This is a genomic window from Klebsiella sp. C239 (assembly GCF_048822715.1).
GTDB classification, from domain to species: domain Bacteria; phylum Pseudomonadota; class Gammaproteobacteria; order Enterobacterales; family Enterobacteriaceae; genus Klebsiella; species Klebsiella quasipneumoniae.
The window spans coordinates 680,536-693,317 of record NZ_JBMEZK010000001.1 but is presented as its reverse complement, the minus strand read 5'-3'; the positions used below and the strand labels follow the sequence as shown (position 1 = coordinate 693,317).

The following is a 12,782-nucleotide window of genomic DNA, read 5'->3' as shown; positions in this document are numbered from 1 at the left end:
AATTACAAATTGATAACTCAGATGAAAATATTATTCAACATACGCTTTATTTATGGTGACTTAACTCACAGCAAACCGCACCAGTCCTGCGCTGCGAGATTTACGATCTCATGCTGCGCTTTATTTTTACCCAGCATTATATTCTGTAAATAAGCGCAAAAAACGGCTTTGAGATGGGGAAATCGCGAAGAAAAGCGATTGGCTGACAACACAGTTTGCTGTGCGGTGTTCTATGCTTGTTTAGAGGTTTTCCGTTCAGAGAAAACCAACAACAACGAGGGCGCGCTAATGGCTACGATTGACTCCATGAACAGGGACACCACCCGTTTAAGCGATGGACCCGACTGGACGTTTGAGTTACTGGAGACCTACCTGGCCGAAGTGGACCGGGTCGCTAAGCTCTATCGTCTTGACACCTACCCGCACCAGATCGAAGTCATTACTTCCGAGCAGATGATGGACGCCTACTCCAGCGTCGGCATGCCCATCAACTATCCGCACTGGTCGTTCGGCAAAAAATTCATTGAGACCGAGCAGGCCTATAAGCACGGCCAGCAGGGCCTGGCGTATGAGATTGTCATCAACTCCAACCCCTGTATCGCCTACCTGATGGAAGAAAACACCATCACCATGCAGGCGCTGGTGATGGCGCACGCCTGCTACGGGCATAACTCGTTCTTTAAAAACAATTACCTGTTTCGCAGCTGGACCGACGCCAGCTCAATCATCGATTACCTGATCTTCGCCCGCAAATACATTACCGAGTGCGAAGAACGCTATGGCGTCGACGAAGTGGAGAAACTGCTCGACTCCTGCCATGCGCTGATGAACTACGGCGTCGACCGCTATAAACGTCCGCAAAAAATCTCTCTGCAGGAGGAGAAGGCGCGGCAGAAAAGCCGGGAAGAGTATCTGCAGAGCCAGGTGAATATGCTGTGGCGCACCCTGCCGAAGCGCGAAGAGGAGAAGGCGATTGAGTCCGCCCGCCGCTACCCTTCCGAACCGCAGGAGAACCTGCTGTACTTTATGGAGAAGAACGCCCCGCTGCTGGAATCGTGGCAGCGCGAGATCCTGCGCATCGTGCGCAAAGTCAGCCAGTATTTCTACCCGCAGAAACAGACCCAGGTGATGAACGAGGGGTGGGCCACCTTCTGGCACTACACCATCCTCAATCATCTCTATGACGAAGGGAAAGTGACCGAGCGCTTTATGCTGGAGTTTCTCCACAGCCACACGAACGTGGTGTTCCAGCCGCCATACAACAGTCCGTGGTACAGTGGGATTAACCCCTACGCGCTGGGCTTCGCCATGTTCCAGGACATCAAGCGCATCTGCCAGTCGCCCACCGAAGAGGACAAGTACTGGTTCCCGGATATCGCCGGTTCCGACTGGCTGGAAACGCTGCATTTCGCCATGCGCGACTTCAAGGATGAGAGCTTTATCAGCCAGTTCCTGTCGCCGAAAATCATGCGCGATTTCCGCTTCTTCACCGTGCTCGACGACGACCACAACAATTATCTCGAAATCTCGGCGATCCACAACGAAGAGGGCTATCGCGAGATCCGCAACAAGCTCTCAGCGCAATATAACCTCAGCAATCTTGAGCCGAATATCCAGGTGTGGAACGTTGACCTGCGCGGCGACCGCTCGCTGACGTTGCGCTATGTGCCGCACAACCGCGTCCCGCTGGACAAAGGGCGGCGCGAAGTGCTGAAACATGTGCATCGTCTGTGGGGGTTCGATGTGCTGCTGGAGCAGCAGAACGCCGACGGCAGCATTGAGCTACTGGACCGCTGCCCGGCGCGGCCGAACGCGCTATAGCTTTGCGGGACGTATAAAACGACGAAGGGGGCCATCGGCCCCCTTATTGTGTTTATCGATGGCGAATAGCCAGCTTAACGCACATTCATGGCTAAATCGCCAGGCAGCGATTTCTGCATCCGGTGCCAGATCTCGCCGCTGTCATGGCCGTAGCGACGAACCAGCTCATACACCTGATCGTGCAGGCCGCCTTCGCACACCTTCGCCAGCTGATGATAAAAGCCCAGCGCCAGGCTGCGCGCTTCCGGGCTGGAGAAATAGTGGCGGCCAATGCGGGTATACAGCCCCTTCATGCCGTTGAGGATCAGACCATAGATCGGATTGCCGGAGGCGAACGCCAGACCGCGGAAAATGTTGTAATCGAGGTCGGCGAAGGCGTCGGCGTGATCTTCCACTTCCCGGGCGCTGTCCAGCACCGCCAGCGCTTTATCCGGATGCTGACGGAACGCGGTGCGAATAAAAATCGTGGAAATATTGGTGCGCACGGATAGCAGGTTATCAATCAGCTGCGGGACGCTGTCGTGATCGAGACGCGCCAGCGTTTCAAGGATATTCAGCCCGGAGGTCTCCCAGAAGTTGTTCACTTTGGTGGGTTTGCCGTGCTGAATGGTCAACCAGCCGTCACGCGCCAGACGCTGCAACACTTCGCGCAGAGTGGTGCGGGTGACACCGATCAGCTCAGAAAGCTCGCGTTCAGCGGGGAGAATCGATCCAGGTGGGAAGCGGTTATTCCAGATGCTCTCAATGATATACTCTTCCGCGAAACCCGCAGGGCTCTGCGCCTTAATGACCATAATAATATTTCCATTACACATTGTTGCAATTGCACTCATCATACCAGAGCCGCTATAGCGCAGATAGCATCGCAAGTGAATTAAAAAGGGATCGCCGTTTCATTTTCCGTTTTTACTTTACGCTTTTCCTTCTCTCCCGTAACCGCCGCCGCGCTGCGAAGAAAGTTGCTTCTCATTTTGCTCAGCTGATACTCTTGCCAATCGTTACGCACAAAATCATGTACTAATTGACGGGGAAGGATTCTGTCGTGGAAATTTCTTATGGCCGCGCGCTGTGGCGCAATTTTCTTGGCCAGTCGCCTGACTGGTACAAGCTGGCATTAATTATTTTCTTAATCATTAATCCGCTGGTGTTCGCCTTAGCGCCGTTTGTCGCCGGCTGGCTGCTGGTGGTTGAGTTTATCTTTACCCTCGCCATGGCGCTGAAGTGCTATCCACTGCTGCCGGGGGGGCTGCTGGCATTTGAAGCGGTGCTGATCGGCATGACCAGCCCGGGTCATGTGCGGGAAGAGATCGCCAGCAACCTGGAAGTGCTGCTCCTGCTGATGTTCATGGTGGCGGGCATCTACTTTATGAAGCAACTGCTGCTCTTCGTCTTTACGCGCCTGCTGCTCGGCATCCGCAGCAAAATGCTGCTGTCGCTGGCCTTCTGCCTGGCCGCCGCCTTCCTCTCCGCCTTTCTCGATGCGCTCACCGTGGTGGCGGTGGTGATTAGCGTCGCCGTCGGGTTTTACGGCATCTATCACCGCGTCGCCTCGGCGCGCCCCGACGATAGCGATGTGCAGGACGACAGCCATATCGATCAGCACTACCGCGAGGTGCTGGAGCAGTTCCGCGGTTTTCTGCGCAGCCTGATGATGCACGCCGGCGTCGGTACCGCGCTCGGCGGCGTCATGACCATGGTCGGCGAGCCGCAAAACTTGATTATCGCCAAAGCGGCGGGCTGGCATTTTGGCGAATTCTTCATTCGCATGTCGCCCATCACGCTGCCGGTGCTGGTCTGCGGGCTGCTGACCTGTCTGCTGGTGGAAAAGTATCGCCTGTTTGGCTACGGCGAACCGCTGCCGCCGGCGGTCCGAAAGGTGCTGCAGGACTTTGACGATCGCAGCCGCGCGCAGCGCAGTCGTCAGGAACGGCTGCGGCTGATTGCCCAGGCGCTGATTGGCGTCTGGCTGATCGCAGCCCTCGCATTGCACCTTGCCGAAGTCGGCCTCATTGGCCTGTCGGTGATCATTCTCGCTACCACCTTTACCGGCGTGACCGATGAACATGCGATTGGCAAGGCGTTCACCGAGGCGTTGCCCTTCACCGCGCTGCTGACGGTATTCTTTGCCGTCGTGGCGGTGATCATCGACCAGCAGCTGTTCACGCCGGTCATCGAGTTTGTTCTGCAGGCCTCGCCGCACGCGCAGCTGTCGCTGTTTTATCTGTTTAACGGCCTGCTGTCGTCCATCTCGGATAACGTTTTTGTCGGTACGGTCTACATCAACGAAGCGAAAACCGCCCTCGAGCATGGCGCCATCAGCCTGAAGCAGTTTGAGATGCTGGCGGTGGCGATCAATACCGGCACCAACCTGCCGTCAGTGGCCACCCCGAACGGCCAGGCGGCATTCCTCTTCCTGCTGACTTCCGCGCTGGCGCCGCTTATCCGGCTCTCCTATGGCCGCATGGTGTGGATGGCTCTGCCCTACACCCTCGTGCTGACGCTGGTCGGCCTGCTGTGCGTCGAGTTCACCCTGATGCCGGTCACCGAATGGTTGCTGGCTCACGGCTGGCTGGTTACCCCCACCCTGCCCTGATCCACCCGTCGCCCGGGTTCGCCCGGGCGATTCAATAACCAGTTACGTAATATTTTCCGCCGGGCCGCTGGCGTCGGTTCGGTTTTCGTTTACACTGCCATGATTTAGCATCTTCCAGGGAAATGATTATGTTGCAATATTTAAACCAGTGCTCACGGGGACGCGGCGCCTGGCTCCTGATGGCATTGACCGCGTTCATTCTCGAACTCGTCGCGCTGTGGTTCCAGCACGTGATGCTGCTGCAGCCGTGTGTGATGTGCATTTATGAACGCTGCGCCCTGTTTGGCATCATGGGCGCGGGGCTGGTGGGCGCCATTGCCCCCAAAACGCCGCTGCGCTATGTCGCCATGCTGATTTGGCTGTACAGCGCGGTACGTGGGCTGCAGCTGGCGTGGGAACATACGATGATCCAGTTGCACCCATCGCCGTTCCAGACCTGTGATTTCGCCGCCCGCTTCCCGAGCTGGCTGCCGCTGGATAAATGGTTGCCGCAGGTGTTTGTCGCGTCCGGCGACTGTTCGGTACGCCAGTGGCAGTTCCTGTCGCTGGAGATGCCGCAATGGCTGGTGGGCATTTTCGCGGCCTATCTGGTGGTGGCTATCCTGGTGATCGTTGCTCAGCCTTTTAAAGCGAAAAAGCGCGATCTGTTTGGCCGCTAAGCCGCTGTGAGTACCGCGCATCATGAAACGCCCTCCGGGGCGTTTTTTTGTGCCTGCTGTTCATCGCTGAATCGTTTCCTGTCTGTGGTTGACCACGGCCATCAAAAGATGCATATTTAATACACCTTACATAGCCCCACAGGAGCTCACATGTCATCTTTACTGATCCCCGCAGACTGGAAAGTTAAACGCTCCACCCCGTTCTTTACCAAAGAGAACGTCCCCGCCGCCCTGCTGAGCCACCACAACACCGCAGCCGGCGTCTTCGGTCAGCTGTGCGTCATGGAAGGTACGGTGACCTATTACGGTTTTGCCAATGAACAGGCGACGGAGCCGGAGAAAAAAGTCGTCATTCATGCCGGGCAGTTTGCCACCAGTCCGCCGCAGTACTGGCACCGCGTCGAACTCAGCGACGATGCCCGCTTCAATATTCACTTCTGGGTGGCGGATGAAACCGACGGTGAAAAGGGGCTGTTCCACGCGAAAAAAGCGTGACGGCGCTTACCGCGCCCTGTCAGGCAGATTGAGGATGTGGTCCTGCCAGTCGACAACGGTGGACTCGGGCACCGCAATATGACGGACGGAGATGCGTTCGCCGTGCATCGCCGCTTTTGAGCCGGTCAGCAGCGGGTGCCAGGCCGGCAGAGGCTTGCCTTCCGCCAGCAGGCGATAGGCGCAGGTCGGCGGCAGCCATTCGAAAGTCGGCAGATTTTCGCGCGTGAGCTTGATGCAGTCCGGCTCATATTCGAAGCGACGCTCGTAGTTACGGCACTGGCAGGTTTTGATATTGAGCTGACGGCAGGCGACGTTGGTGAAGTAGATCTCATCGGTATCTTCATCCATCAGCTTATGCAGGCAGCACTGGCCGCAACCGTCACACAGCGATTCCCACTCCGCGTCGGTCATGTCATCCAGGGTTTTTTGTTGCCAGAAAGGTTGTTCGCTCATCGAAGTGTCCGTCGTTGCCAGTTAAGGGTGCACCTTATAACCAGTCTGGCACGACGATGCAAGTTTTGCCGCCCCAAAAGGCGGCAAACCACGCTTACAGTACCCGGGTGGTGAGCGACAGGCCGTTGAAGCCGACCACCAGCTCGTCGCCGCTGTGCAGCGGCCCTACCCCTTCCGGGGTGCCGGTGAGGATCACGTCCCCGGCTTTGAGAGTAAAGAAGCGCGACATATAGGCGATCAGCGGCACGATCTTATGGATCATGTCGGCGGTGGTGCCCTGCTGGCGCACCTCGCCGTTAATCTTCAGGCTTAACGGCGTATTCTGCGGGTCGCCGTGGAACTCGGCGGCCGGAATAAAGCCGGAGATCGGACAGGCGTTATCGAAGCCTTTGGCTTTTTCCCACGGCTGCCCGGCCTTTTTCATCTTCGCCTGCAGGTCGCGCAGGGTGAGATCCAATGCGACGCCATAGCCGGCAATCCCTTTCTGCACATGCTCTTCCGACGCCTGACGCAGCGTACCGCCGATCAGCACCGCCAGCTCGACTTCGTGATGCACCGAGCCCAGCCCCTCTGGAAGCACCAACGGCTGACGGAGATCGCACAGCGCGCTCTCAGGTTTAATAAACAGCACCGGCTCTTCCGGCGTCGCACTGCCCATTTCCTTGATGTGCTTTGCATAATTACTGCCGACGCAAACCACTTTGCTCACCGGATAATCCAGGAGCGCTCCCTGCCAGTTATGATGTTGGTACATTATTTTCCCTCGTGGGTTAATCGGATTGTTTCCCCTGTTCCGCCAGGTGTTTCTTTAGTAGATTTTCAGGCGGCGGAGGAAGTTGCAGGTAATAGCCCTGTTCGCTTAACGCCTGTTTCACTTTTTCCAGGTCGGCGTTAACCAGTTTTTTGCGCCCATCCAGCGGCAGCAGCATCGCCATTTGCGGCGTGCCGAAGCCGCGCATCAGCTCGTCAGGAACGCGTGAGAAATCGTCCTTTTTTTCGACGTATAAATAGGTTTGTTCACGTTTAGTACTTCGATAGATCACACAAAACATAGTTTTACTCGGAATTAGACCCGTGGTCACTTGCCTCAATATATGAGTGACTATAACATGCCTTTTAGTCTTCGGAATATCACCGCACTTCGGCGGTCGATAAACAGCAAATTGAGTAAGGCCAGGATGTCAAATACGCCAATCGAACTTAAAGGCAGTAGCTTCACGTTATCTGTCGTTCATTTGCACGATGCAAATCCCGAGGTTATTCGTCAGGCGTTAGAAGACAAAATCGCCCAGGCTCCCGCCTTTTTACGCCATGCTCCGGTGGTGGTGAATATCGCCAGCGTCGAAGAGAGCGTCGAATGGCGCGCCGTCAACGAGGCTATCGCCGCGACCGGTTTACGTATTATGGGCGTCAGCGGATGCAAAATCCCGCGCCTGAAAACCGAAATCGACCGCGCCGGTATCCCGTTATTAACCGAAGGGAAAGAAAAAGCCCCTCGTCCGGCACCGTCCGAACCCGCCCCGCCGCCGCCAGTTGCTAACCAGATCACAAAAACGCGTTTGATTGACCAGCCGGTACGTTCCGGTCAGCGCATTTATGCGCCACACTGTGATCTTATTGTTACAAATCATGTGAGTGCCGGCGCGGAACTTATCGCTGACGGCAATATCCATGTATATGGCATGATGCGAGGACGCGCATTGGCAGGCGCCGGTGGCGACAGAGACGCCCAGATATTTTGTACCCACCTTGCGGCGGAGCTGGTCTCCATCGCCGGGGAATATTGGCTGAGCGATAACATCCCGGCCGAATTTTATGGCAAAGCGGCACGCCTGCGTTTAGGCGAAAGCGCTTTGACAATTCAACCGTTAAATTAATCCCTTTTTAACAAGGAATTTCTATGGCACGCATTATTGTTGTGACTTCGGGTAAAGGGGGCGTTGGCAAGACCACCTCCAGCGCGGCCATCGCTACAGGTTTGGCCCAGAAGGGAAAGAAAACCGTCGTTATCGACTTCGACATCGGCCTGCGTAACCTCGACCTGATTATGGGCTGCGAACGTCGCGTCGTTTATGATTTCGTCAACGTCATCCAGGGCGATGCCACATTGAACCAGGCGCTGATCAAAGATAAGCGCACGGAAAACCTCTACATTCTCCCGGCTTCCCAGACCCGGGATAAAGACGCCCTGACCCGCGAAGGCGTCGACAAAGTTCTCGAAGAACTGAAGAAGATGGAGTTCGATTTCATCGTCTGTGATTCCCCGGCAGGCATTGAAACCGGTGCGCTGATGGCGCTCTATTTTGCTGATGAAGCCATTATCACCACCAATCCGGAAGTCTCCTCCGTTCGCGACTCCGACCGTATCCTTGGCATTCTCGCTTCCAAATCCCGCCGCGCGGAAAATGGCGAAGAGCCGATCAAAGAGCACCTGCTGCTGACCCGCTACAATCCAGGCCGCGTCAATAAAGGCGATATGCTGAGCATGGAAGACGTGCTGGAGATTCTGCGCATCAACCTGGTGGGCGTGATCCCGGAAGACCAGTCAGTCCTGCGCGCATCCAACCAGGGTGAGCCCGTGATCCTCGATGCCGCGTCGGACGCAGGCAAAGCCTATGCCGATACCGTTGAACGTCTGCTCGGAGAAGAACGCCCTTTCCGCTTCATTGAAGAAGAGAAGAAAGGATTCCTCAAACGCCTGTTCGGAGGATAAATTATGGCTTTACTCGACTTTTTTCTCTCGCGAAAAAAGAACACGGCTAATATTGCGAAAGAACGCCTGCAAATCATCGTCGCCGAGCGCCGCCGCGGGGACGCGGAGCCGCATTACCTGCCGCAGTTGCGCAAAGATATCCTGGAAGTGATCTGCAAATACGTGCAGATCGACCCGGAAATGGTCAGCGTGCAGCTGGAGCAACGGGACGGTGATATTTCTATTCTTGAGCTGAACGTGACCCTACCCGAAACGGAAGAGTCGAAACCCTGACCTGCTGTTCCATCCCGAAAAAAAACCGGCTACGCCACGCGCCGCCGGTTTTTTTATACCCTGAACCAGACCGCCCGCTAGCGCGGATAGTCGTTTAACAGCCTCTTCAGCCGTTCGCCCATCAGCTCACCACGCCAACCGGAAATCAGCTCAGGTTCAGCGGCCTGCGTTTTCAGCTGCCAGTGCCAGTTCAGCAGCTGGTTGATCTGTCGACGCGACGCCAGCAGCTCCGCGCTTACGCCCTTCTCCGCGCTCACTTCCTGCACCAGCGCTTTAATCTCTTTAAAGGCTTTGCGGTAGCCCGGCATGTCGATCAGATTCTGCAGCGGCGCCGGCAGCGACGACTCCGGCAGCGCCTGGGCTTTCTCGACCAGGCCGATCAGCGTTTTGCCATGGAAGCGAATTTCGCTACCGGACAACCCGAGGCTGTCGAGCTCGCCGAGGCTGGTGGGCATATAACGCGCCACGCTCCACAGATGCTCTTCCCGCACCACAAAGTTCACCGCCAGGTCGCGCTCACGCGCTTTGCGCAGACGCCACTCCGCCAGCAGCTGCAGGCAGCCCAGCTGGCGGGTACGCAGCTGCCAGGCGTTGCCGATATCGCGCCAGGCCTCGGCCGGGTCGACCACCTCCTGACGGCGCTGCTGCATCAGGCGACATTCGTCCAGTGCCGCCGATAGCCAGCCCGCGCGATCGGTCTCCGCCATTAATTGGCTGGCGATCGGCAGCAGGTACCAGACGTCGGCCGCAGCGTATTCACACTGACGCTCGGTCAGCGGTCGCGCCAGCCAGTCGGTGCGGGATTCGCTTTTGTCCAGCGCGACCCCGGAATACTCTTCCACCATTGAGGCAAAGCCCCAGGACATCGGCCGACCGCAGAAAGCCGCCAGGATCTGGGTGTCGATCAGCGGCTGCGGCATCAGGTTGAACGCGTTGAGGAAGACTTCTAAATCTTCGCTGCCGGCATGCAGATATTTGGTCACATCCGGGTTGAGCAGCAGGTCGCGCATCGGCGCCCAGTCGTTAATCGTCAAGGGATCGATCAGAGAGACCTGGTGGCCGTCGAACAGCTGCAGCAGGCCCAGCTGCGGGTAATAGGTGCGGGTACGGACAAATTCCGTATCCAGAGCGACGGCGGAGGCCGCGCTTGCCGCTTCGCAGACAGCGCGCAGGCCATCGTCGGTGGTGATCATCTGATAGTTCAAAGCATACTCTCTTAACTTGCGCCCATAAAAAACGCCGGCGTAGCCGGCGTCTGGCGACTCATTCGTTACTCAGCCTTTATTGTCCACTTTAGCGCGCGCTTCGTCACGCAGTTCTCGCCGCAAAATTTTCCCGACGTTGGATTTCGGCAGTTCGTCACGGAATTCCACCAGTTTCGGCACCTTATAGCCGGTCAAATGGCGTCGGCAGAACGTAATCAGCGCTTCTTCGGTTAATGCGGCATCTTTCTTCACCACGAAGATCTTCACCGCTTCGCCGCTGCTGCCGGACGGCACGCCGATGGCCGCCACCTCCAGCACGCCGCTGTGCTGCATGACCACATCTTCGATTTCATTCGGATAGACGTTAAAACCCGACACCAGGATCATATCTTTTTTCCGATCGACGATGCGCAGGAACCCCTCTTCGTCCATCACCGCGATATCCCCGGTGTGCAGCCAGCCGTTCTTGATGATCTCATCCGTCGCGTCAGGTCGCTGCCAGTAGCCCAGCATCACCTGCGGCCCCTTGATACAGAGTTCGCCAGGCTGGCCCGGCGCCACTTCGTTATCGTCATCATCCACCAGTTTGGCTTCGGTGGAAGGCACCGGCAGACCAATGCTGCCGCTGTGGTAGTCGATATCGTGGGGGTTGACGCTGACCAGAGGCGAACACTCGGTCAGTCCGTAGCCCTCAAGCAGATATTGCCCGGTCAGTTTTACCCAGCGCTCAGCCACCGCCTGCTGCACCGGCATGCCGCCGCCGGCGGAGAGGTGCAGCGAGGAGAAATCAAGCTGCTGGAACTCTTTGTTGTTCAGCAAGGCGTTGAACAGCGTATTAACCCCGGTCATGGCGGTAAAGGGATATTTCGCCAGCTCCTTCACCAGTCCGGGTATGTCGCGCGGATTGGTGATCAGCAGATTCTGCCCGCCCAGCTCGATAAACAGCAGGCAGTTCATGGTGAGGGCGAAAATGTGATACAGCGGCAGCGCGGTCACCACGAACTCTTTGCCGCGATGCAGCAGCGGGCCGTAGGTGGCATTGACCTGCTCGAGGTTGGCCAGCATGTTGCGATGGGTCAGCATCGCCCCTTTAGCCACCCCGGTAGTGCCCCCGGTGTACTGCAGAAACGCCAGATCTTCCGCTACGATCTCCGGCTTCACGTACTGCATGCGATAGCCGTGCTGCAGCGCGCTGCGAAACGAGATGGCATCCGGCAGATGGTACTTCGGCACCAGGCGCTTGATGTACTTAACCACAAAGTTCACCAGCGTGCCTTTGGCGGTGGAGAGCTGATCGCCCATGCGCGTCAGGATCACGTGTTTCACCTGGGTCTTCGCCACCACTTTTTCCAGGGTATGGGCAAAGTTGGAGACGATGACGATCGCCGCCGCGCCGCTGTCGTTGAGCTGATGCTCCAGTTCACGCGGGGTATATAAGGGGTTGACGTTGACCACGATCATCCCGGCGCGCAGGATGCCAAACAGGGCCACCGGATACTGCAGCAGGTTAGGCATCATCAGGGCCACCCGATCGCCCTTCTGTAACCCTAAGCCCTCCTGAAGGTAAGCGGCGAAGGCGCGACTGCGCTCTTCCAGCTTACGGTAGGTCATCACTTCACCCATATTGATAAACGCCGGTTGGTCGGCGTAGCGGGTGGTGGCATGTTCAAACAGTTCAACCAGGGATTGATAGCGGTCAGGATTTATCTCCGCCGGAACATCTGCGGGATAACGGTTTAGCCAAACCTTTTTCACTGCATCACCTCTGAAATAGTTATTCGTCGTCATCACAGCCCCTGGGAAATACATTTTGTTAACATTATATTAACTCAGCGTACCAGTTTATTAATTAGGCAATGAGCAGGTTGCGAAGCGCGTCACTATTTTTTTTCTTATTCGACTGAAAACAAAGAAACAGCGGACTGGCCGCTGTTTCTTTGAACTAACAAAAACAACAAAATCATTCAGTTACAACGTTTCTTACCTCAGCAGGGCCGGGGTTGTACCATCCCCATCCGCCATAGCCGTACCCCCAGGGGCGGGGACCCAGCATCCACGGGTCGATGGGCTGCGGGGGCATCACCACCTGCTGCACCACGTTCCAGCGTTTGTAGCCGGTGGCGTTCATCAGCATAAATTTGTAGGGCGTGCTACCCACTTTGCCATCGACCACCCCGGCAATCGGCCCAACCACGGTCACCAGCTGGCCCCGGAAGTCCACCGGATCGAGGAAGCCGTTAACATCGGCAAAGATTCGCCCGCGCGAGGGTTCGCCCAGTTCCGGCCGCGCACCGCTGTCCAGCGGCACGGTAGCGATTTCTAAGCGGGTTTTACCCTGCTGGTTCTGCACGTTGACCACCTTGCCGCCAAAGCGCGCTTCCTGACCAACGTACAGCTGCGGGGCGTTCATCACCCGCACCAAATCCTGCTGCGGCGTGGGGCTGGTGCCTTTGATGGCATCCGGCACCGATACGCAGCCGCTCAGCGCAACGGCAACCGCCGCGGCCAGCAGCCAGCGAACGCCCTGTTTTTGACCCGCCATGATGCGACTCCTTTTCTCAGTCTTCTTG

Annotated in this window: 15 protein-coding genes; 7 read left to right on the top strand and 8 right to left on the bottom strand. The window is 56.9% G+C overall.

The features are described from left to right. Positions 1-65 precede the first annotated feature (65 nt). Complete coding sequence (locus ACOI6Z_RS03255; protein ID WP_060591653.1) at positions 66-212, bottom strand: hypothetical protein; 147 nt, start codon at positions 210-212, stop codon at positions 66-68. Positions 213-288: 76 nt separating this feature from the next. On the opposite strand from ACOI6Z_RS03255, the gene ACOI6Z_RS03250 reads away from it, so the two are divergent. Next, positions 289-1,821 (top strand): SpoVR family protein, encoded by a 1,533-nt coding sequence (locus ACOI6Z_RS03250; RefSeq protein WP_004203310.1) that lies wholly within the window; start codon positions 289-291, stop codon positions 1,819-1,821. A 74-nt stretch (positions 1,822-1,895) separates the two neighbouring features. Here ACOI6Z_RS03250 and fadR read toward each other — a convergent pair whose 3' ends face one another. Further along, positions 1,896-2,615, bottom strand: a complete 720-nt coding sequence (fadR, locus tag ACOI6Z_RS03245) for a fatty acid metabolism transcriptional regulator FadR (RefSeq protein ID WP_004203311.1) — start codon at positions 2,613-2,615, stop codon at positions 1,896-1,898. Positions 2,616-2,863: 248 nt separating this feature from the next. On the opposite strand from fadR, the gene nhaB reads away from it, so the two are divergent. The 3 genes from nhaB to ACOI6Z_RS03230 all read left to right on the top strand — a co-directional run bounded on the left by nhaB (position 2,864) and on the right by ACOI6Z_RS03230 (position 5,568). Further along, positions 2,864-4,414 carry a sodium/proton antiporter NhaB gene (gene nhaB / locus ACOI6Z_RS03240; RefSeq protein ID WP_023290206.1) on the top strand — a complete coding sequence of 517 codons (1,551 nt, stop codon included), beginning with the start codon at positions 2,864-2,866 and terminating at the stop codon, positions 4,412-4,414. 128 nt (positions 4,415-4,542) lie between these two features. Further along, positions 4,543-5,073, top strand: coding sequence for a disulfide bond formation protein DsbB (gene dsbB, locus ACOI6Z_RS03235; protein WP_004203315.1), 531 nt, complete (start codon positions 4,543-4,545; stop codon positions 5,071-5,073). A 150-nt stretch (positions 5,074-5,223) separates the two neighbouring features. Further along, positions 5,224-5,568 carry a DUF1971 domain-containing protein gene (locus tag ACOI6Z_RS03230; protein WP_072413385.1) on the top strand — a complete coding sequence of 115 codons (345 nt, stop codon included), beginning with the start codon at positions 5,224-5,226 and terminating at the stop codon, positions 5,566-5,568. A 6-nt stretch (positions 5,569-5,574) separates the two neighbouring features. Here ACOI6Z_RS03230 and ACOI6Z_RS03225 read toward each other — a convergent pair whose 3' ends face one another. The 3 genes from ACOI6Z_RS03225 to ACOI6Z_RS03215 all read right to left on the bottom strand — a co-directional run bounded on the left by ACOI6Z_RS03225 (position 5,575) and on the right by ACOI6Z_RS03215 (position 7,073). Then, on the bottom strand, positions 5,575-6,021 hold the full coding sequence (locus ACOI6Z_RS03225; RefSeq protein ID WP_017900197.1) for a YcgN family cysteine cluster protein: 447 nt from the start codon (positions 6,019-6,021) through the stop codon (positions 5,575-5,577). 94 nt (positions 6,022-6,115) lie between these two features. Continuing rightward, a complete protein-coding gene (locus ACOI6Z_RS03220; protein WP_117133796.1) occupies positions 6,116-6,775 on the bottom strand; it encodes a fumarylacetoacetate hydrolase family protein in 660 nt (219 codons plus the stop codon). A gap of 16 nt (positions 6,776-6,791) precedes the next feature. Next, positions 6,792-7,073 carry a YcgL domain-containing protein gene (locus ACOI6Z_RS03215; RefSeq protein WP_048297801.1) on the bottom strand — a complete coding sequence of 94 codons (282 nt, stop codon included), beginning with the start codon at positions 7,071-7,073 and terminating at the stop codon, positions 6,792-6,794. A 126-nt stretch (positions 7,074-7,199) separates the two neighbouring features. Between ACOI6Z_RS03215 and minC the strand changes: the two genes are divergently transcribed. From minC to minE, 3 genes are read left to right on the top strand one after another with little or no spacing between them, the layout of a single operon-like run. Then, on the top strand, positions 7,200-7,898 hold the full coding sequence (minC, locus tag ACOI6Z_RS03210) for a septum site-determining protein MinC (protein WP_023290209.1): 699 nt from the start codon (positions 7,200-7,202) through the stop codon (positions 7,896-7,898). A gap of 23 nt (positions 7,899-7,921) precedes the next feature. Further along, positions 7,922-8,734 carry a septum site-determining protein MinD gene (gene minD, locus ACOI6Z_RS03205; RefSeq protein WP_002910900.1) on the top strand — a complete coding sequence of 271 codons (813 nt, stop codon included), beginning with the start codon at positions 7,922-7,924 and terminating at the stop codon, positions 8,732-8,734. A 3-nt stretch (positions 8,735-8,737) separates the two neighbouring features. Then, positions 8,738-9,007, top strand: coding sequence for a cell division topological specificity factor MinE (minE, locus tag ACOI6Z_RS03200; protein ID WP_004103270.1), 270 nt, complete (start codon positions 8,738-8,740; stop codon positions 9,005-9,007). 77 nt (positions 9,008-9,084) lie between these two features. Here minE and rnd read toward each other — a convergent pair whose 3' ends face one another. From rnd to ACOI6Z_RS03185, 3 genes are all read right to left on the bottom strand, one after another. Then, positions 9,085-10,200 (bottom strand): ribonuclease D, encoded by a 1,116-nt coding sequence (gene rnd / locus ACOI6Z_RS03195; protein ID WP_023290210.1) that lies wholly within the window; start codon positions 10,198-10,200, stop codon positions 9,085-9,087. A gap of 81 nt (positions 10,201-10,281) precedes the next feature. Further along, positions 10,282-11,967 (bottom strand): long-chain-fatty-acid--CoA ligase FadD, encoded by a 1,686-nt coding sequence (fadD, locus tag ACOI6Z_RS03190; RefSeq protein ID WP_085551111.1) that lies wholly within the window; start codon positions 11,965-11,967, stop codon positions 10,282-10,284. A gap of 205 nt (positions 11,968-12,172) precedes the next feature. Continuing rightward, positions 12,173-12,754, bottom strand: a complete 582-nt coding sequence (locus ACOI6Z_RS03185) for a Slp family lipoprotein (protein WP_032453356.1) — start codon at positions 12,752-12,754, stop codon at positions 12,173-12,175. Positions 12,755-12,782: the final 28 nt, after the last annotated feature.